We start from the raw sequence: 21,817 nt of genomic DNA on the forward strand, positions 1-21,817 counted from the left end.
CATTTCTTTAAGAGACGTAATTTGTGGGGATTTTTGCAAATCAGAGCTTTATGGATAAATTTTCCGGAATGCTGCAGTTCCCGCAAATTTAGGAAATAAGTAGTTATTTGGTATCAAGCCGATGTGGGAACTATTACAAACTCGGATTTTAAAAAACAAGGAGACTTGACTTAGACACTAAAAACTTTAAAATAAAAACGCTAATAGATGTTATATGGGCGGAAATAAATTTCTAATCTCGTTTTCTACACTTGTCGCATCAAAAGAACTAACTTTTCGCCCCAGATCTTGAACAACTACTAAAATGTTTTGAACTAAAAGATTGATCGCAGTCTTGTCATTCGCTTTTTCGAAATTTTCAAAATCAATATAAAGTCTGTAGTCTACAGATTTTTGTTTTTTCTGATAGAGTCTACGTTCTTTGTAAAATTCTTTAAGATCTGTACGGATTATTATAGGAATTACGCCAATGGATTGAATGTTGGCTCCGTAGTCCTTGTCTAAGAAATGTTTGTTTAGAATCGATTCTACACTTTTTCTAATTCGGCGGAATTTGTCTGGAACGTTTTGATTAAAACGTCCGTCGATTTCGGAACTGATAAAAAATTTCATGTTGTTCGTCTGAAGTTCTTTTTTAAAGATAAAGAAAGAAACTCTTAAGTCAATAAGAGAAATTCATAATTCTCACTTTGCTCTGTGTTCAGAGGGCTAAATGGTAAAACAGAATTTTTAGAAATACTACTCAGAACTATATAATAAAATACTCAATCTTTTACACTTCAATAGTGTGAAATTCAGAGAAAGAAAACCGGGGCGAATCCGGCTCTGCCGGACCGCGCTTTCAGCTCCGATCAACAAATTGAGGGTTCGCTCGAAAACAAAATTTAATCCTGAATTCAATTTGTTGATCCCGCCTCAATCGCTTTCGCATTGGATTTAACCGAAAACACATTAACCGACACTTTATCATAACATTTATGAGTATCTAATTTTGTAGGAACTAGTAAAAGCCATCTCGAAAATACTTTATCTTTACTTAAAATGTAGATTATTCTAGGGTTTTTTAAAATAGTTTGTAATCAATTATATCTTGATTTTCTAAAGTATTCTTTCCAGCTTTTGAATACAGAAGTTTAAAGTAAGCCATGATTTTTACAGATAAATTCTGGAAATTTTAAACGAAACTCATCTCAAAGTTTCAATCCACTTCCTTTTTAAACCAAGGAAGAAACAATTCGAGATCGATCTCGCCGTCAGAATCGCTAAGGTTTCAATCCACTTCCTTTTTAAACCAAGGAAGAAACAATTTACGGCTCCTTCTTTGGTTTTAAATGTAACTGTTTCAATCCACTTCCTTTTTAAACCAAGGAAGAAACTACTGTCTTTTTAGATGAGTAATCGAATCACATTAGTTTCAATCCACTTCCTTTTTAAACCAAGGAAGAAACCCGGATCCTTTACGTTTATTTTATGGATTCTTAGTTTCAATCCACTTCCTTTTTAAACCAAGGAAGAAACGTAGAATTACCAATTTCGGACGTATCAAAACGAGTTTCAATCCACTTCCTTTTTAAACCAAGGAAGAAACTTCTGGAAACGGTGTTACGATGGAAATCGGTTTTGTTTCAATCCACTTCCTTTTTAAACCAAGGAAGAAACTTTTACGCAAGGGAATACGTTTGCAGTACTAAATTGTGTTTCAATCCACTTCCTTTTTAAACCAAGGAAGAAACAGCGGTACCACAGGCCCTAATTGATGCATTAGGGAAAGCTTTATTAGACTTTTTAGACATAATTATCGCGAACCTGTTGACAACATACTGTATAAATGTTAAGCGAAACGGTTCAATCGACAAACGGTAGTTATTCGCTTGAGCGCGAATGGGCCGCAATTTATCAGGAGAAACAGGTTCGCAAAAAGCGATTCATCATAAAATGGTCCACTTTTTAAAGTCAAGAATATAAAACTATAAACTCTTTAGTTTTACGGCTAAGTAACTGGATGTCTAGGGGATAAATTTTCAGAGAATTGATTTAAAAGTTTAGTAGAAATTCAATCTAAAAACTCATTTATAAAGTTATGACTACATAATAAATAACCCAATCTAATAATTTACACATCAATCCTGTGAATTCAGAGAAAAAAAACCAGGCGAATTCGAACCCGTTTTTAACTCCAGTCAATAAATTGCATGAAAGAAGCATAATGCGATATATTGTCTTTAGTTACAATTTATTATAGAACTGGATCTGTTTAACGCCCATAAGGTGAGACTCTAAGTTTAAGAGAGTGTTCTGCTGGGTTTCTTACGCTTTCACATTAAATTCTATCGAACTTATTTGAAGTGGCGCAACATCTAGGCGCTCTATTTTGTAGAAATGAATAGTTTTATTAAAACGTATATGAACATAAAATCGTTTATATAAAATGATTTTTGCATATATTTTTTGTACGTAAATATTAAAGCAAACTTGAAAATCGTTTATTCTTGAAATAGAAAAAAATTCAAGACAAAACTTACGTAACAAATCGATTTCGAAATTAATAAAATGTAAAATAATATTTATGAAACCGATTTAAAGTCTTACTTCTGATATTTTATCACTTTTTAAGAAAAGAATTTTTTATCACCAAGCGCATGTTCTATTCAAAATTTTGTTATCTCACAAGTCCTTACATAATAAGATACTGCGAATTTTTATTCGGAAGTGAAGATTTGAGCGTTCGGTTGTATGGCCTTAAATAAGTTATTTTGAGTGTTAGTATAATTGAATTATAATTTTAATAAATTATATAATATTAAAATATATTTATTATTTTTGAATAATTAAGTTGTTTAAAGTGTCACCTAAGTGACGTTAACGTTCCTTTGGAGATGTGTATTTGTTTTTATTTATGATAAAAATTGTAAATATCTAAATACATTTTTTGTTTTCATTTTTAAATTAATGATGAATAAAAAATAAACTTCGGATTAAATTAATTTTTGTTATTTACATTGCATAATAATTTCAGAAAATCTTAAGCCTCAAAAAGGAAAAATAGAAGATGGATTATATAACACGAGGAGGGGAACAAGAGCTTCCTCCTCCTTATCAGATGAAACAAGTTGAATTTTATGCTTTTTGTATACAAGGAAATTGGAATGCACTTCAATCGATTGCGGATCGGGAACTAAATGTTCCTGTAAGTGGAAGGGCGCACTATCACGCATTTAGCGATTATTTGTTTTTAGTATTTGCAAGGCAACGGTATCTTGTTCCGGGTAATGATTGTGGTTGGGTAGAGGAAACGGACGTAGGTTTTTGGATTCCCCTTTTTGAAAAAGAAGCTCATGGAATCCGTTTTTATCAACCCTATCTCTTTGTGGACATTTCTACCGCTATGGCAACTGGAAGAGAAATTTATGGTTTTCATAAAATTCAAGGCCAATTCCAAATTCCTTCTCTTAAAGTTCCTCCAGAATACTTTTCTGTGGATGCGATTACTCCTCGTGGTAAAGGCCGTCAGGCTATTTCTCAAAGAATACTTACTCTTAGTTGTCCTCCTGGGGAATCTAGAACAAAGGAATCATACGACGAATTTTCTAAACTCGGAAATTATTTTGCTGAAACCCTTTTCGATGATCCTTCTAAAATCAAAATTCCTAACGCTAATATTACGGTCAATCTCTGGGATAATTTATTTCATTCAGAAATTATAATGGTTTTTTTAAAACAATTTAGAGATGCGGCTGATCCTACATTGGCCTGTTATCAAGCAATTATAGAAGCGAGTAGCAATGTTACTTGTTTTCGTAAAGGCGGGTATTTGGAAGGGAATTACATTTTAGATGTTTTAAGTAATCCATACTTTCCTTTTGTTTCAGACTTCGGTTTAAAAAGTACTTCGATACCGATTCAATTTGGAATTTGGTGCGATTTTGATTTTGATTTTTCTTTAGGAAGAATTATTCATCAAAACACCTAGAATTTTATTTCAAGGAGAATATCATACTTAGGTGGAACTGGTTTTGAGACAATTTGTGAGTAATAATAAAATTTTAAAATATCATTTAATCATTATTAGGTGTGTTTATGAAGAATAAAAAAGAAAAAGTAATTATACTCGGCGGAGGATTAGGATCTCTCGTTACCGCTTACGAGATTACTTCTAAACCAAATTGGAAAGAACATTATGATATTATAATTTACCAATTGGGTTGGAGATTGGGCGGGAAAGGTGCAAGTGGCAGAAATCAAGACGTATTTAATCGGATTGAAGAACACGGATTACATATTTGGTTTGGATTTTACGATCACGCTTTTCAATTGATCAGGAAATGTTACGAAGAACTTTCAAGACCTCTTACCAGTCCATTGTCTACTTGGGAAGAGGCCTTTAAACCGGCCAATTTTTTTGTACTTGAAGAATTCGTTAACGGCAGTTATCAACCCTGGCCATTCCATTTTCCAATGAACGATCAGATTCCAGGTGATACGACTAAACTTCCGGACCCCTCAGTTTATCCTTCGATGATTTTAGACTATTTAAATGAATATTATAATAATCGTAAGCAGTATATTTTTCCCGAAAATGAATGTGAGGATGATTATAAAATTTGGAAGGAAATTTTAAAGTGGTCTGAAAACTCCGCAGAAGAGGTGAGTTTGGACGTGATTGGAAAAATCATTCTCACTTTAAAAAAACTTTTGGATCAATTGAATGAAGATTTTCCGCATGATCGTCTTCTAAAACTTATAGATCAATTTGTTGGTGGCCTTTGGATAAAGATAGAGAAAAAAATTAAATCGAATACGGAAGTAAGAAGGTTTTGGATTCTGGTCGATTTCAGTTTTACTAATATTAAAGGAATGATTCAAGACAAGGTTTTTAAAAATGGTTTTGAAAGTATAGACGACTTTGATTATAGAGAATGGTTAAAACTTCATGGAGCGAGTGAACTTACGATCAATTCTGCGATCGTGCAAGGGATTTACGGTCTTGTGTTTGCGGGAAGAAGTCAATATACTTTTGCCGCCGGAACGGCTCTTAAGGGCGCTTTGAGAATGTTATTCACCTATAAAGGCGCCGTTGCATATAGAATGCAAGCTGGAATGGGAGACGTGATTTTTACTCCTATATATGAAGTATTGAAACAACGCGGAGTTCAAATCAAATTTTTTCATAAAGTGAAGGAATTGATTCCAGGAAGTTCGGATGGGCAATCCTGGATTCAAACCGTAAAAATTGGCAAACAGGTGAACTTAAAAAAAGATGAATATTTTCCTTTAATTGATGTAAAGGGACTTGCTTGTTGGCCGAGTGAGCCTCTTTATGATCAGATTCTAGAAGGAAAAGAATTAAAAAAATATTATATAGATCTAGAAAATTATTGGTCTGAATGGCCGGACAAAGAAGAAATCGTTTTGGAATATGGAAAAGATTTTGATCGAGTTGTATTTGGAATTTCTATTGGCGCCATTCCGTTTTTGTGTACAAAAATTTTAGAAGAAAGTTCCAATTGGAATCAAATGATAGGATCGGTTCAAACGTGTCTAACGGATGCGTTTCAACTTTGGATGTATCCTGATATTGCAGGTCTAGGATGGAAGTATTGGAAAAACGAACCTCCTGTGTTGGGATCATATGTGGAACCTTTTGATACTTGGTGTGATATGAGTCATTTGATCAGCAGGGAATCTTGGTCTGATTCTCTTTCACCTAATCATATTGCCTATTTTTGTGGACCTTCTCCTTTGGGAATTACCCCTATCGATCCTTTAGTCGATCCAGATATACCAAAGCAAATGGAAGAATTAAAAAAAAGAGTTGTTCAATTTTTAGAAGAGAATGCGAAAAATCTTTGGCCTAATTCTACACAAGTTTACGGATTCAATTGGGATTTATTGTTGAATTCGGATAAGAGCAAAAAGGGGGTAGAAAAAATCGAATCCCAATATCTTCGTCTAAATATTCAGCCAACGGAAAGATATGTTTTATCTGTAAAAGGTTCTACAAAATACAGGCTTTCAGCCGGAAAAAACGGATATTCTAATCTTGTGATCACTGGGGATTGGATTAAAAATTCGGTGTTAAACGCCGGATGTGTAGAAAGTACTGTCGTAAGTGGCATCGAAGCAGCTAGATGTTTTCTCTAAGTATTTTAAATCATTCGACCCTAAGTTTTCTTAAAGGGGTAATCAACTATAATTCGGTTTATTGTCTATATTTTATAAAAATTGAATATTTTTAATTTAAAACACTTAGGTAATAAGTCAACGTATTTATCAAAAAGCATAAATATACTTTATTTAAATTTGTTGCTTCTTATTTTATACTTTCAGGTTTTTATTTTGAACTCGTATTTTTTTAAATAGGAAGAATGAAAATTCCCGGTTTTGAAACGTTAGATTTTTTTTCTGAAGATTATAAATTTATAATATATAGGGCATTTGATCAAAGATTTGGGAAAAAAGTTCTTATCAAAACAATTTCTCAAAAAAATCCAACTATGACGGATGTTCAAGGGATCTATCACGATTTTAGAATTTCAAATTTTGTAAAAGGATCAAAAACTCAAAATTCTCTTGAATTAATACGACATGGGGGCGTTCCGATTCTTGTATTAGAGGATTGTAATTTAATTCCATTTGTGGGACTTTTTCCTAATGGAATAGATTCCGTTCAAAAGTTTTTCGAAATCGCTTTAGAAATCTCTTTTGCACTTCAAGAAATCCATGAAAAAAGAATTTTACACAAAGCATTACGTCCGGGGAATATTTGGATTCAAACAAATACTGGGATGATAAGGATTGCGGATTTTTCATCCGCTACTTTTTCGGGTAAGGAGGTTTCTCCTTCTAACACGCCTAATCTACCCTTTGAGATTCTTCCTTATATAGCACCTGAATTGACCGGCAGAATTTCTCGCGTTTTGGATCTTCGGACTGATTTTTATTCTTTGGGAATTATTTTCTACGAGATGGCAATTGGAGCTGCTCCATTTGTATCTAAAGATAAAAACGAAATTTTACACTCTCATCTTACTAGAAAACCTGTTCCTATTCATACAATTAGAAATGATTTTCCTGTTTCAATTTCTATTATCGTTTCAAAATTGCTCGAAAAAGATTCCGATCTACGTTATGCGTCTATTCAAGGATTGATATATGATCTAGAACTTTGTTTTAAAGATTTTCAAAATAGAAAAATCAATTCTGAATTTGTTCCCGGTTCAAAAGATAACCCTGAAATTATATTAGATTCTTATAATTTATATGGAAGAGAAAAAGAGATTTTCGTTTTAAAATCCTCTTTGGATAAAGCGTTTCAAGGAGAAACTAGAGTTGTTTTTATTACTGGTTGTTCAGGTTCAGGAAAGTCTGCGCTGTTAAAATCCTTTTTAAAAAGTATTTCAGATAGGGGTGGGATTTTTGTCCAAGGAAAATTCAATCAATACGAAACCTCAATGCCGTTTGGAGGATTGATTCATTCTTTACAGGATTTAGTTTCGATTTTACTTTCCAAAGATGAAAAAGAAATTCAAGAGTTTAAAGAACTAATTTCTCAACATATAGGAAATAATGGAAAAATTCTTTTAAATCAGTTTCCGGAGTTAGAATTTATTTTGGGCTCTCAGCCAGAGTTGCCCAAACTTCCTACAGATGAAAATCAGAATCGTTTTTACCATACACTCAGTAATTTTATTAAAGTCCTTACTGAAATAAGTAGGCCGTTCGTTCTTTGTTTAGACGATTTACAATGGGCTGATTCTGCAACTCTCAGATTTATAGAAAGCATTTTAGTACATTCGAAAATTAAAAACTTCTTATGTATTCTATCTTTTAGATCTGATGAAGCCGGGCTTTCAAATTCTTTTTCCAGTGTATTAAAAAATATCGAGAACAGCAAGGTCAAAATAAAACGAATTAAGCTTGGTTTCTTAGATGAAAAAAACGTTTATAGACTCATTCAGGATTTGGTTCCTGGACGGGAAGAACAGTTGAAATCTGTAACTTCTATTTTTTTTAAAAAAACGTCTGGAAATCCTTTGGCGATTATACAATTTCTCGGAATTTGCCAAAAAAAACGTTTCATCACATATCAATTCAAATCTAGACTTTGGAAATGGGATCTTGAAAAGATAGAAAGGCTTTCAATTTCGGAGAATGTAGTAGATCTACTTTGTGTTAGGATTAAAGCACTTTCTCCAGAGCTTCAGGAACTTTTGGGTGTATGTTCTTGTTTAGGAAAAAAATTTACTTTAGAGTTTTTATCTAAATTAAGTTTTTTTGATACTTTAAAATTAGATCAATTACTTTGGTCAGCCGTAAGGGAAGGTTTTTTAAATATTTATTTTAGTCAGAATCATTTTCTTTTTGAAGAAAGTTTATTTTCGGAACGAATTTTTAGTTTTTCACACGATAAAATTCAACAAGCTGTTTATGATTTATTAGAAGAATCGAAACGAAAGGAAATTCACCAACACATAGGAATAACCTTACTTACAATTTATGGACCACAATCAAAAGACAAAATTCTTTTTCAAATTGTAGAACATCTTAATTATACAATTGATACGATCAAAGAAGAATCTATAAAAAATAATCTTACAATTTTAAATTATCAAGCGGGTCTTCAAGCTAAAAATTCAGGATCATACGAAAGTTCTCTTCAATATTTGAATTTTGCCTTGAATTTTTTGGATAAGAAGGCTTCCGTCGAAAATTTTGAATTATATGCGGACGTAATTTTAGAAACTGCTGAAACAGAATATCTTTTAGGTAATTACGAAAGGGTAGAATCTCTTTTGATATTATTAGGAAATAAAAATATAACAGATTTACAATATGTTCGTAAAGAGACAATTCTGGTGCGTTTGTATTCTAAAATGAATAGGATAGAAGAGGCGGTTTTAGCGGGTTTACGCGGAATGAGGCGGTTTAAAATTTATATTCCTTCCTTTTGGTGTAGAGTTGTTTTGGCGCTTTTTAAAGAATTATTAATTTCTATAATTTTATCTATAAAAAAGTCCGATCTGGAACTTATTTGTGTAAAGAAAAACTTAGAACCTGAATATGAGGCTTTGATAGATCTTTTTGCTGAGCTGGGTCCTTCGGCTTTTACATACGATCAAAATTTATTTGCTCTTATTGTATTAAAAATATTTAATATATCTTTAACAAAGGGAGTCTCTAAAAGTAGCGCAATTGTGTACAGCGGTTACGGTATGATAGTTAATCAGGTTCTAAAGGATTTGAATCAAGCGGTGCGGTATTCTAAACTTGCAATGGATCTAAACAAAAAAATTCCGTTCGATCTTGTTAAGTGGAAAGTGAAATACGTATATTCTGCCTATATCTGTCATTGGATAAGACATATTTCTTTCGATATAGATCTGTTAGACGAAGTTCATAAAGGAGCTTTACAAAACGGGGATGTTTTTTTTGCCGGTTTTAGTCTTCAAGCTAAGATCCAGAAAAAAATTTTTGCTTCGTATTCTATAAACGAACTTTTAACGGATATAGATAATGCGGAAAAATATTTTAAGATTACAAGAGACGATTTCGCGTCTGTAATTTCAAAAAGTTCTCATCAGTTTATCAAAGCGCTTGCTGGAAAAACTTTTTCTTACGATTCTCTGGAGGATTCTGAATTTCAATACCAAGATTTTGAAAAAAAAATAGCGGAAGATAAAAATTACACTGCGCTTTCCTATTATTATCATGATCTTACTAAACTTTATTATTTTTCAGGAAAATATCAAAAAGCTATGATATTTGCTGTAAAGTGTGAAAAGTTGATTCGGAACGCTTTTGGTTTGATTCCTTTTGCCGAATACTGGTTTTATTATGGAATTGTCATTTTAGCTAATTTTCATGAATTTAGTTTTTTTCAAAGAGTTAAATATTTAAGAAAACTGAATATTATATTTTCTTACTTTAACAAATGGAGTAAAGATTGTCCAGAAAATTTTATGGGACTTCTTGAACTTCTTAGTGCAGAAAAAAAAAGAACACGCGGAAAAATTTACGATACGATTGTAGGTTATGAAAGAGCGATTAAACTTTTTCAAGAATCAGGTTTTATTTCATTTCAGGCCTTATCGAGCGAAATGGCCGCAGAGTTTCATTATCAAGTTGGAAATTTTTCCCTTGGAAATCATTACTTAGGATACGCGATCAATTTATATTCCAAATGGGGAGCATTGTCTAAAGTGTCTGATTTAAAAAGTCGTTTTTCGAGCCGACTTCACCTATGTTTCCTAAACGAAAGCGTTGAAAAAAAGGTATTGGAACAAAATCTTGCCTTAGATCGGGAAATTATATTCAAAGCTTATAATGTTATTTCCAAAGAGATTGTTTTGGATAATCTTATTAAGAAATTGATGCAGATAACGATGCAGACTGCTGGAGCTACAAAAGCGGTTTATTTTAATTTGTACGACAGAAATCCAATGGTTTATCTTATAGGACAAAACGAAAAGACAGGGATCAAAATTGAAAAATTTCCGGAATTAGATAAATCTCAATATCCGATTTCTTATCTGAATTACGTTTTTAGAACTGGTAAATTAATTTCCACGCTTGATTCTGCTTCTGTTAGAGATTTTAACGATCAGTATATCAAAGAAAAAAAACCACAGTCCATGATTTGTATTCCGCTGATACACATTGGAAAATTAAAAGGAATTCTCTATTTAGAAAATGAATTTGTCAAAGGAATGTTTACCGAAAGTAATATTCAAATTTTGGAACTAATCGTGGGACAAACTGTTATTTTTATAGAAAACGCCAACCTTTATGCGGAATTAGAAGAAAAGGTGAAACAAAGGACTTCCGAACTTGATAATACAATTCATCTACTTCGAAAAGACTTATTGTATGCTCAAAAGATTCAGGATAAAATTTTATCAAAGCCAGAATCTACATTAGGCGGAATACATGTCTTTACGAAATACATTCCGATGATGTATGTAGGAGGTGACATTTATGACTATGAAGAAATTTCTCCGGGTAAGATAAGAATTTTTTTAGCAGATGCGACTGGACATGGAGTTCAGGCTGCGTTAGTCACTATGTTGATTAAATCAGAGTATGAAAGTCTTAAATATTTAGATACATTTCCGGGAGGTCTGATCACTGAATTGAATCGGACCATCATAGCAAAATATAAAACTCTTAAATTCTTTTTTAGTTGTATAGTCGCTGACATTGACACTAAAAAAGGAACGCTTTATTACTCAGCAGCGGGACATCCGGATCAATTCTACCTTTCGGGAAATACAATAACAAAATTGATTCGATGTGGTCCGATTATAGGTATTCTTGAAAATAAAGAATACGGTTCTCATTTTTTAGAAATATTTAAAGGGGATAAGTTGTTTTTCTTTTCTGACGGAATGTTAGAAGGTTGTAATCCGTTTAATGAAGCGTTCGGAGAAAATAGACTTTTTGAATCGATCTTAAATTATTCTTCTAAACCGGTTTCAGAAATTGTTTCGTTGGTATTTTCTGATTTTCAAACTTTTCTTTCGGGTAAAGAAGCCGCGGACGATATCACATTTTTATCAGCTGAAGTATTGTAATATCTTTTTTATAAACCATACTTCTTTAAAAGTCTTAACAACTTCTTAACTTTCTTTTTTGCTCCTTAACTCTACATGGATTGACTTAATTCCAAATTTATGGTTTATTTATATATTAAAAGATTAGTTTCAGGAAAAAGAATATTATGAATTTAGAAACTATAATGGCTTTGAGTATGGGTGGATTTTGTATCATTTATTTGGCATATACAATTTTTAGACCGGAAAAATTTTAAGAGGTTTTTATGATAACGGAATGGATTCAGCTTTATATCTTTCTGTTTGCGATCGTAATTTGTTCTCCTTTATTTGGTTTTGGATTGTATAAAGTATATTTGTATGAACCCTCTGGTTTTGAAAATTTTTTGTATAAGCTTTGTGGGATCGATCCCAATCGAAATATGGATTGGAAAGAATATGCTCTATCTTTGTTCGTGTTCAATTTTTTCGGTTTTTTACTACTGTTTTTAATTTTATTTTTTCAAAATCATCTTCCACTAAATTCCGACAATTTTCCCGGATTAGGTTGGCACCTTGCGTTTAACACCGCGGTCAGTTTTACCACAAATACGAACTGGCAGGCTTATAGTGGAGAATCTACGCTGAGTTTTTTTTCCCAAATGGTAGGATTAACTACACAAAATTTTCTTAGCGCAACTACTGGATTATGCACTCTTCTTGCACTTTCAAGGGGTATATCAGTAAATTATAATATTTTTGCTTTTGGGAACTTTTGGAAAGATATGATTCGAGGAACGTTATACATTCTTTTGCCTATCTCTTTTATTTTTGCTTTATTTTTGGTTGGTTCTGGAGTTGTACAAACTTTTTCCGAACCTATTTCTGTGGTTACTTTAGAAGGAAATACTCAAATAATTCCTTTAGGACCGGTTGCGTCTCAGGTTGCAATCAAACAATTAGGAACAAACGGGGGAGGTTATTTTGGGGTAAACGCGTCACATCCCTTTGAAAACCCTTCTCCAATTTCTAATTTTTTGCAGATGTTTTCCATTTTGATTTTGCCAGGAGCTTGTGTCTTTTTATACGGAAGAATAACCGGAAGTCTCAGACATGCATGGGTGATTTTTAGTGTAATGTTTACGATATTCTATGTTGGAATTTTAATTGTTTGGAACTTTGAATCTTCTTGGAATCCGATCAGCGGAGCCTTTGGTTTTTGGGAAGGAAAAGAAATGAGGTTCGGAATTTTAAACAGCTCCATCTGGGAAGTTGCCACAACGGTGGCGTCTAACGGATCTATAAATTCCATGCACGATAGCTTTTCTCCGATTGGTGGTCTAGTAGGAATGTTGAATATACAATTAGGAGAAATTGTATTTGGAGGAGTAGGAGCTGGAATGTACGGGATGATACTTTTTGTTTTACTGACCGTATTTTTAAGCGGGATCATGGTGGGTCGCAGCCCGGAATATTTAGGTAAAAAAATAGAAAAGAAAGAAATTCAAATGTCCATTTTAGGAATTTTATTACCTTCTACGGTTATACTTTTATTTACCGCAATTTCGGTAAGTATCCCAGACGCGTTATCTTCTCTTGCAAATCGAGGCCCCCATGGTTTATCAGAAATTCTTTATGCGTTTTCTTCGGGAGCGGGAAATAACGGAAGCGCGTTTGCCGGTTTAAATGCAAATACTATTTATTATAATCTTATGATTGCAATAGCGATGATATTAGGAAGGTTCGGAGTAATTCTACCTGTTTTAGCGATTGCGGGAAGTCTCGCCGAGAAAAAAAAATCAGAGATCGTGTCGGAAGGCTCTTTTTCTACAGAAGGAGGAATCTTTTACGTGTTGTTATTGTCCGTTATCATCATAGTAGGCGCACTTACTTTTTTTCCGGTTCTTACTATCGGACCAATACTTGAGCATTTTATAATGTTACAAAATGCAACTTTTTAAGGAAAGCCAGATGAACCGTAAGTCCAAAGTTTTTATAGGATCCACAATTTTAAAAGAAGCAATCTTTAACACATTCAAAAAATTGAATCCTTTTTGGCAAACCAAAAATCCTGTTATGTTAGTTGTATTCTTAGGCGCAATTTTTACAACTTGGATTTTCTTTAAAGATTTATATCATGGAGTTTTCTCTTCTTTTAACCTACAAATAAGCCTATGGTTGTGGTTTACGGTGCTTTTTGCCAATTTTGCAGAAGCAATTGCAGAAGGAAGGGGAAAGGCAAGGACGGACAGTCTTAAAAAAACTAGATCTAGTATCATCGCCAAAAAACTAGTAGGGAATAAGATAGAAAACGTTCCTGGAAGTTTATTAAAAATTGGTGATATAGTTATTTGTGAAGCGGGGGATTTGATTCCGGGAGACGGGGAAATTTTGGAGGGAATTGCAAGTGTGGATGAGTCTGCAATTACCGGAGAATCTGCGCCTGTAGTTCGAGAGAGTGGAGGAGATAGAAGCGCGGTTACAGGTGGAACCAAAGTGTTAAGCGACAGAATTAAAATTTCAATTACTGCGGAACAAGGAAAAACGTTTTTAGATCAGATGATTGCATTAGTGGAAGGTGCCAAGCGTCAAAAAACGCCAAACGAAATTTCTCTTACGATGTTATTGTCTGGATTGTCGTTTATTTTTTTGATCGCTGTGATGAGTCTTCCTTTTTTTGCGGAATTCGTTGCTAAAGAAGGAGGGCAAAGCGCAAATCTTTCTATTCCAATTTTAATTTCTCTTTTAGTATGTTTAATTCCTACTACAATCGCAGGATTATTGTCCGCTATCGGAATTTCGGGAATGGAACGCCTAATTCGTTTTAATGTAATTTCAAAAAGTGGAAGAGCGATTGAGGCCGCAGGAGATATAGACATTCTTTTATTAGATAAAACTGGAACAATTACGTTAGGCAATAGAGAGGCAAGGGCTTTTTATCCCGCCAGAGGAGTGGAAGAAAAATACCTGGCGGATGTGGCGCAACTTTCTTCTCTTGCTGATGAAACTCCAGAAGGAAGGTCCATAGTAATATTAGCAAAAGATAAATTTGGAATTCGAGAAAGAAATTTAATAGAGATGGAAGGAGAATTTATACCTTTCAGCGCTTCTACAAAAATGAGTGGAGTAGATTTAAAAAAGGCCGGAAAGGTCGTTCGAAAAATTCGAAAAGGAGCAGGGGACTCGATTCGAAATTATCTGCATACGTTTGGTCAAAAAATTTCTACAGAACTGGAAGAAACAATTCAAACAATTTCACAAAGAGGTAGTACTCCAATTTTAGTAACCGAAGAAGATCAACTTTTAGGTGTAATTGAATTAAAGGATATAGTCAAAGGAGGACTCAAAGAAAGATTTGCAAGTCTTAGGAAGATGGGGATTAGAACCGTAATGATTACAGGAGACAATCCTTTGACTGCAGCTGCGATTGCTGCGGAAGCGGGAGTAGACGACTTTCTTGCGGAAGCGACTCCCGAAACTAAGTTAAAAAAGATTAGAGAACAACAGTCCAAAGGTTATCTAGTTGCAATGATCGGAGACGGAACCAACGACGCACCTGCGTTAGCGCAATCGGATGTGGGTGTAGCTATGAATACAGGCACACAAACCGCAAGAGAAGCCGGTAATATGATCGATCTTGATAGTAACCCAAGTAAACTAATAGAAATAGTAGAGATCGGAAAACAACTTTTGATGACAAGAGGGGCATTGACTACGTTTAGCATTGCAAATGACGTAGCGAAATACTTTGCTATTTTACCCGCTTTGTTTGGAAATTTTTATGCTACGTCGGAGATAGGTCCTTTGTCTGCTCTTAATCTAATGCAGTTAGGTTCTCAGAAAAGTGCGGTACTAAGCGCAGTTATATTCAACGCGCTCGTGATACCTGCTCTTATACCTCTGGCTCTTAAGGGAGTCGTCTATAAACCGTTAGGTGCTGATAAAATATTAAAAAGAAATCTTTTAATTTTCGGATTGGGGGGAATGATCGTTCCGTTTTTAGGAATAAAGTGTATAGATTTGATATTAGTTTTATTAGGAATTAGTTAAGGAGAATTTTATGATTTTCTTAAATACTGTTATAACTTCTATTCGACTTCTTCTCGTTCTTACTTTAATTACCGGAATTTTATATCCGATTGTAATTACTGGGTTTGCGGAACGTTTTTTTCCGTTTCAATCCGGCGGAAGTAGGGTCGTAATTCAAGGTAAAACAGTAGGTTCAGAGTTGATTGCTCAGAAGTTTACAAAAAATAAATATTTCTGGCCTAGGCCATCTGCGGTGGATTATACAACGGGGGCGTCCAATGCAAGTGTGACTAACGCGTCTTTTAGGGCAAAGGTAGAAGAAAGAAAAAAAATCCTGCTTGAAAAACACCCGGATCAAAAGCAGGTTCCTTCCGATTTATTGTTTGCATCTGGTTCTGGGCTTGATCCTCATATCAGTCCAAATTCGGCTCGGTTTCAGATAAACCGTGTAGCAAAATCGCGCAGATTGACAGAAGGTCAAATTCTCCATTTAAAATACATCGTGGAAAGATCCATCGAAAAAGGTTATATAGGAGAAAACAGGATCAACGTACTTCTATTAAACTTGAAGTTGGATTCTGAATTTGGAGCAATATTAGAATGATTGAAAATACTCGTTTGGATCCGGACGAGTTACTTCGTAAGATCCAAAAAGAAGAACAAAAAGAGATTGCCGGAAAACTCAAAGTATTTTTCGGAATGGTTGCGGGTGTGGGCAAAACCTACGCTATGTTAAACGCCGCTCGAGGACTTAAAAAAGAGGGTGTGGATGTGGTGGTAGGTTACATAGAGACACATTCTCGAAAAGAAACCGAAGAACTTTTAGAAGGATTGGAAATATTACCTAGAAAAAAAATAGAACATAGAGAAATCGAATTCGAAGAGATGGATATAGATTCCATCCTCAGACGAAAGCCGGAAGTGGTGTTGGTAGACGAGTTTGCACATACAAACATCCCGGGCAGCAGACACGTAAAACGATATCAGGACGTGATTGAAATTCTTAATCATAGTATTAATGTATTTACAACTTTGAATGTTCAGCATTTAGAAAGTCAAGTAGAGGCTGTAGAAAAAAACACTTCTGTAAAAATTAGAGAAACGATTCCGGATTCTTTATTGGATATGGCGGATGAAATCGTATTAATCGATCTTTCTCCGGACGATCTTAGAAAACGACTTCAGGAAGGTAAGGTATATATACCTGAAAAAGCAAACTTAGCAGGAGACCATTTTTTTAAAAAAGAAAATCTGATCTTTTTGCGTGAAACTGCTCTCAATTATACTGCGAGACATGTCAACGTAGCTTTGGATTCTGCAAAGTTTAGAGAAAAAATTTTAGTGGCGATTGGTCCTAGTCCTAATTCTTATTCTTTGTTACGTTATGCGAAACGTCTTGCCTACGAACGAAACGGGGAATTGTTTGCAATTTACAATCAAACGAGAGAAAATCTTACTAAGGAAAACTTAAGTCAACTTGAAAAAAATTTGAGTTTTGCCAGAGAACTGGGATGTGAAATTCTTTATGCAGCAGACGAAGACACCGTAGAAGCGATTTTAAGAATTTCCGATCAAAAGCGCATAACGCGTGTAGTAATAGAAAAACCTTCTGTGAATAGATGGAATTCAACCGTTTCTAAATTGGTTAGAATTCCTTCTAATTTCGAGCTTTGTTTGGTACCTTACTCTTTTGTTTCTGGAGAAGAATCGGTTTTGAATCGATTTTTAAGGACTTCTTCGGGAGGAAAACAGTATTTAACGTCATTTATTTTGATTTTATTAGCTACTTGTATCAGTTTATTTTTGGAACCGATTACTGGTTATTGGAGTATTTCTTTACTCTATTTATTTTTTGTTTCAGGAATTGGATCTTTCTTTTCCAAAGGGCCTACGATACTTGCAGGGTTATTGTCTGGAATTTTCTGGGATTTTTTATTCATTCCACCCAAATATACTTTTTTTATAGAGAAGTTAGAAGACGTACTCATGTTCGGCGCTTTTCTTTTTATATCAATTATTATAGGAAATGTTACTTCCAGGTTGAGACAAAAAGAAAAGGTATTAGTCAATCGAGAACTTCGCCTAACAACATTATACGAATTATCGAAGGAGTTGGGACGTGCGCGAGACGTACCGCGTATATCTGAAATCGGAGCCGAATATCTTGGAAAAGTATTTCAAACAGAGATAGTTATACTATTAGAAAATCAAGGAAGCATAGATTTCAATTCTTCCAGAACTGGAAATTTTTTTCCTGACCTGAAAGAAACCGCTGTTGCTAACTGGGTATATAAAAATAAAATTCCAGCAGGAAAATTTACGGACACGTTATCCCTATCTTTAGGAACCTACTTTCCTATGGTTGCTCCAGGTAAAGTGATTGGTGTGATCGGAGTTGTCTTAAATGAAAGGTTAAACTTGGATCAAGAAAATCTTTTGCTTACGATGGGAAATCAGATCGCACTTGCGCTTGAAAGAGAGCTATTGTCTGAAGAAACTAGGACTAGATATTTGGCTAATCAATCGGAAAGACTTTATACGATCATATTTAATTCTTTATCTCATGAACTAAAAACACCACTTTCTTCGATCCGAGGAGCGGTAACTGCGTTGTTAGAGCCGGAAATAGAAAACTCAAGAGAAGCCAGAGTCGAGTTGTTAAACGAAATCAATGAAAGTAGTATGATCCTCAATCTGTTATTGGGAAATCTATTGGATATGAGTCGTTACGAATCTGGATTTTTAAAATTGAGAATGGACTGGCACGATCCATCTGATCTGATTCACGTAGTAGTAAGAAGATTAAGGCAAACGATGAAAAATAGTCGTTGTGTGATTCATTTACCGGAAAATCCAGTACCAACTTGGATGGATTTTACATTGATGGAACAGGCACTTTTTAACATAGTATTCAATGCGGTTCAGATTTCACCTGAAGGTGTTCCGATTTCTATAGAACTTATATGCAAAAAGAATAAAATACAATATATTGTAGAGGATGAGGGACCGGGAATTCCTAAAGAAGATCTTGAAAAGATATTCGAAAAGTTTTATAGAAGTAAAAATCAAAATCACGTAGGAAGCGGACTAGGGCTTTCAATTAGCAAATCCATCGTAGAAACACACGGGGGTACTTTAACTGCAGAGAATAGAACAACGGTAGGAGCCAGATTTTGTATCGAGATTCCTATCAAATCGAGTTAAAAAATGAATCCTAAAATATTGGTAGCGGACGATGACGATCGTATTCGCAAGATGATACGAATCAGTTTGAATGCTTCTCACTACGAAGTGATCGAGTCTGCTACGATTCAAGAAACGATACTCAAAGCCGCGAAAGATTCTCCGGATTTGATTTTATTAGACTTACAATTTTCGGATGGTAACGGAATTGCTGCACTGAGAGAAATACGAACTTGGAGCGAAACACCGGTCATTGTATTGTCTGTTCTTTCTTCCGATCCTGAAAAGATTTCACTGTTAGACAGTGGGGCCGATGACTATATTACAAAACCGTTTAGTATGGGAGAGTTATTGGCAAGAATTCGAGTTGCTCTTAGAAATAAAACTCAAGATCCAGGATCTCCTATATTTGTATCCGGAAACTTATACGTAGACTTATCAAATAGAAACGTAAAGGTATCTGAGACAATAGTACACTTAACTCCGATTGAATATACATTTTTGACCTTTTTAATTCAACACGCAGGGAAGGTAGTAACACAAGAACAGATTATACGTCACGTTTGGGGACCTTTTGCAAAAAATGAATCCGGGGCTTTGAGGGTTCACGTAGCAAGTTTGAGAAAAAAAATAGAATTTGATTCTTCCAGTCCTGAGTTACTTTTGACGGAACCAGGAGTAGGATATAGGCTAGCAGTTCATCTATAATATTCTGTTTATCTAATAAAAAATAAATTTAATTTATATATATGCTAACTGAATATAAATAATAGAGATTTTGCTCAAAGCTATTGGATGAAGCACTAATTCGAAGGATTTATACTACGATCATGTAAATTCAAAAAAACTGGACGAATCTGTTGTTGGACTATGCTTTCGATCCCAGTCAATAAATTACATAAAAGAAACGTAATGCAATAATAGTCTTGAATTGCAATTTATTATAGAATGCGATCTGTTGATCGCATCTGCAGAGCGCCCGGGAAACTCAGAGAATGCAGAAGCATTCAGGAAGCGATACATTGAGTTCAGGTGATGAGACGCTGAGCTTGTCTACGCTTCAATTGTTTTTGCATTTGGATTTTAAATGCCTAACTTATGTTAAACGGAACTTTATGATAAAAATTAAGGTACTCAATTTTATAGAGATCAGTAAAGAAAATTATTATATTGAAGTATTATTTTATACAAAATTACGGGCCGTTTTTGTAGAGACGTCGCACCAAAGGTGCGACGTAGGCGTTAAGAAATTAAAAAAGAGAAAGGAAAAGAGATGGTTTAGAAAACGGAGAGTTATGAGTCGCTTCCGGGTCCGAAATGGTGATCGCGTTCAAACCTTCTTGAAGATATTGAGCAAGGCCTTGTGTTTCAGACTGGCTAAAGAAAACGTCTTTGTCCATCCACACAACTTTCAGATTAAAACCGTTCCATATATTCTGTGCCACAGATATTCTGGGAACGGCATTTGTAGTTTGTGCGGTATAATCTAGTCCGACAATGTTTGCGGCTGCTACGTAAGGTTCTAGATCACTCATTGTTTTTAGTTGTTCGGTGGTAGGTGCCCCCGTGACCGGAACTCCGTTTACGGCGTATTTCGTATTAATATAGAAGTCATCTGGAGTTTTTACGAACCAACCAAATTCGGCATACGGCGGGTCTGGAATACTACCTAAAATTTTTAATATTCTAAAATTCCAAACAAAACTTTTCGCAGAATTTGGATCACTCATAGGTGCGTCTCCGCCATACCAAGGCAAAGGAGAAGGAATATCACTTCCAATTAAGATTGTGTTTTCGATACCGAACGCACTCAAAAGGCTACCACCGTTTCTATGAAATAAACCTTGTATCGTTTGAATGACCAATCCGCCGATGCTATGACCAACGATGGTCTGGATTTTTTTACCTTCTGTTTTGGTCATCCTTCCAAGTAAAGCACGCAGTGCGTCAGCATAATTTATAACGCCCAACTGGCTTAAGTTAGCTGGATACTCAGCCGTTCCAGGAGCCATCGTACTAGACCCGTGGCCAGGGAGATCCATGATGTAAACGCTTTGAGCTTTGCCTTTGAGGATCAGTTCTTTTGCTAGAGGTTCAAAAAGAGAACTATTATCTCCGAAGCCGTGAACGAACAAAACCGATCTAGGTTTAAAAATGATCGGACCACCCGGATCTCTTATATATTTGTAATGGACTACGTTGATTGTATAATAAGTCGTTTCTAAGGAATAGTAATTGCGACCTACCAACTCATAAGTAAGAATTTCTCTCGCATAAGAGGCGTTAATCGAATTTGCACCAAACAAAAAAATTAGGAAACATAGGGTGAGTCCCACTTTCCTAAATTGATTTCGAATATTCATAAATATTAAACTCCTTGTTTGTCTTAAGAAGAAAGTTCTGTTTCTATATAGATTTCTTAGATTTTAATGAAGCGATACGGAAAAAACATTTTTAAGAACATTTGTAAAGCAAAAATATGTTTTTTTGAAAATAAAATTAGAATTAAATCGAGAATGGATTTAATTTTGATATAAATACATAATTTAATTTATATATATGCTAACAGATATAAATAATAGAGATTTGAAAAATTAATGAACAAACGGATGAAATTGTTTGTTCATTTTGATTTTTTAAGTAACTCTAATGTTAGTATTTAAATTAAAAGAACTTTTATAGAGTAGGTTTTTAGTTAATAGTAGTTAGGTGATTATTTGATAGAGGAATTAAATTTTTATAGAAGCGGATTTAAATTACTAATTAAGAAATGAAATTTATAAATTCATGTTGTCTGTAGTTCCTATCTAAAATAGATATGAAAAGATTTTATTTGAGTAATACCACTTTGATTGTTCTTCGCTTAACGAATATTAGGTTTTTCCGTAACTTAAAAATGGATAGAGTCGTGTTCTGATTTTCAAACTTTTTTTTCGGGTAAAGAAGCCGCGGACGATATCACATTTTTATCAGCTGAAGTATTGTAGTATCTTTCTTATAAATCCAAATTTTAAAATAAAACTTTCATAAACTCGGGGATCTATCACTGGTTTGATGTATAAAACCAAATTGTAAAA

The 21,817-nt window shown here is 34.2% G+C and carries 11 protein-coding genes and 1 CRISPR repeat array; of the genes, 9 read left to right on the forward strand and 2 right to left on the reverse strand.

The annotated features are described in order from the left end of the window. Positions 1–210: 210 nt before the first annotated feature. Positions 211–612 (reverse strand): Imm44 family immunity protein, encoded by a 402-nt coding sequence (locus LEP1GSC059_RS10650; protein ID WP_017215680.1) that lies wholly within the window; start codon positions 610–612, stop codon positions 211–213. 583 nt (positions 613–1,195) lie between these two features. Further along, positions 1,196–1,733: a CRISPR direct-repeat array (repeat unit 37 nt; unit sequence GTTTCAATCCACTTCCTTTTTAAACCAAGGAAGAAAC). Between the two features lie 1,316 nt (positions 1,734–3,049). On the opposite strand from LEP1GSC059_RS10650, the gene LEP1GSC059_RS10655 reads away from it, so the two are divergent. The 9 genes from LEP1GSC059_RS10655 to LEP1GSC059_RS10690 all read left to right on the forward strand — a co-directional run bounded on the left by LEP1GSC059_RS10655 (position 3,050) and on the right by LEP1GSC059_RS10690 (position 19,448). Further along, entirely contained in the window at positions 3,050–3,970 is a 921-nt protein-coding gene (locus LEP1GSC059_RS10655; protein WP_017215681.1) for a hypothetical protein, read from the forward strand. A gap of 107 nt (positions 3,971–4,077) precedes the next feature. Further along, entirely contained in the window at positions 4,078–6,141 is a 2,064-nt protein-coding gene (locus LEP1GSC059_RS10660) for an NAD(P)-binding protein (protein WP_017215682.1), read from the forward strand. A 224-nt stretch (positions 6,142–6,365) separates the two neighbouring features. Next, positions 6,366–11,570: a trifunctional serine/threonine-protein kinase/ATP-binding protein/SpoIIE family protein phosphatase gene (locus LEP1GSC059_RS10665; RefSeq protein ID WP_020980779.1), complete on the forward strand. Its 5,205-nt coding sequence runs from the start codon at positions 6,366–6,368 to the stop codon at positions 11,568–11,570. 146 nt (positions 11,571–11,716) lie between these two features. Next, complete coding sequence (locus LEP1GSC059_RS21850) at positions 11,717–11,806, forward strand: potassium-transporting ATPase subunit F (RefSeq protein ID WP_081099765.1); 90 nt, start codon at positions 11,717–11,719, stop codon at positions 11,804–11,806. Between the two features lie 9 nt (positions 11,807–11,815). Then, complete coding sequence (gene kdpA, locus LEP1GSC059_RS10670; protein ID WP_020980834.1) at positions 11,816–13,489, forward strand: potassium-transporting ATPase subunit KdpA; 1,674 nt, start codon at positions 11,816–11,818, stop codon at positions 13,487–13,489. 10 nt (positions 13,490–13,499) lie between these two features. Then, positions 13,500–15,578 (forward strand): potassium-transporting ATPase subunit KdpB, encoded by a 2,079-nt coding sequence (gene kdpB, locus LEP1GSC059_RS10675; protein WP_020980815.1) that lies wholly within the window; start codon positions 13,500–13,502, stop codon positions 15,576–15,578. Positions 15,579–15,588: 10 nt separating this feature from the next. Beyond that, positions 15,589–16,161 (forward strand): potassium-transporting ATPase subunit KdpC, encoded by a 573-nt coding sequence (gene kdpC / locus LEP1GSC059_RS10680; RefSeq protein ID WP_020980825.1) that lies wholly within the window; start codon positions 15,589–15,591, stop codon positions 16,159–16,161. Next, positions 16,158–18,761, forward strand: a complete 2,604-nt coding sequence (locus tag LEP1GSC059_RS10685; RefSeq protein ID WP_020980734.1) for a sensor histidine kinase — start codon at positions 16,158–16,160, stop codon at positions 18,759–18,761. Before kdpC ends, LEP1GSC059_RS10685 begins: the two co-directional genes overlap by 4 nt. Before the next feature lie 3 nt (positions 18,762–18,764). Beyond that, positions 18,765–19,448: a response regulator gene (locus LEP1GSC059_RS10690; protein ID WP_002177935.1), complete on the forward strand. Its 684-nt coding sequence runs from the start codon at positions 18,765–18,767 to the stop codon at positions 19,446–19,448. 542 nt (positions 19,449–19,990) lie between these two features. Here the strand turns inward: LEP1GSC059_RS10690 and LEP1GSC059_RS10695 are convergent. Next, on the reverse strand, positions 19,991–21,103 hold the full coding sequence (locus tag LEP1GSC059_RS10695) for an alpha/beta hydrolase (RefSeq protein ID WP_017215690.1): 1,113 nt from the start codon (positions 21,101–21,103) through the stop codon (positions 19,991–19,993). Positions 21,104–21,817: the final 714 nt, after the last annotated feature.

The sequence above is a fragment of the Leptospira noguchii serovar Panama str. CZ214 genome (genome assembly GCF_000306255.2).
In the GTDB taxonomy this organism is placed as follows: domain Bacteria; phylum Spirochaetota; class Leptospiria; order Leptospirales; family Leptospiraceae; genus Leptospira; species Leptospira noguchii.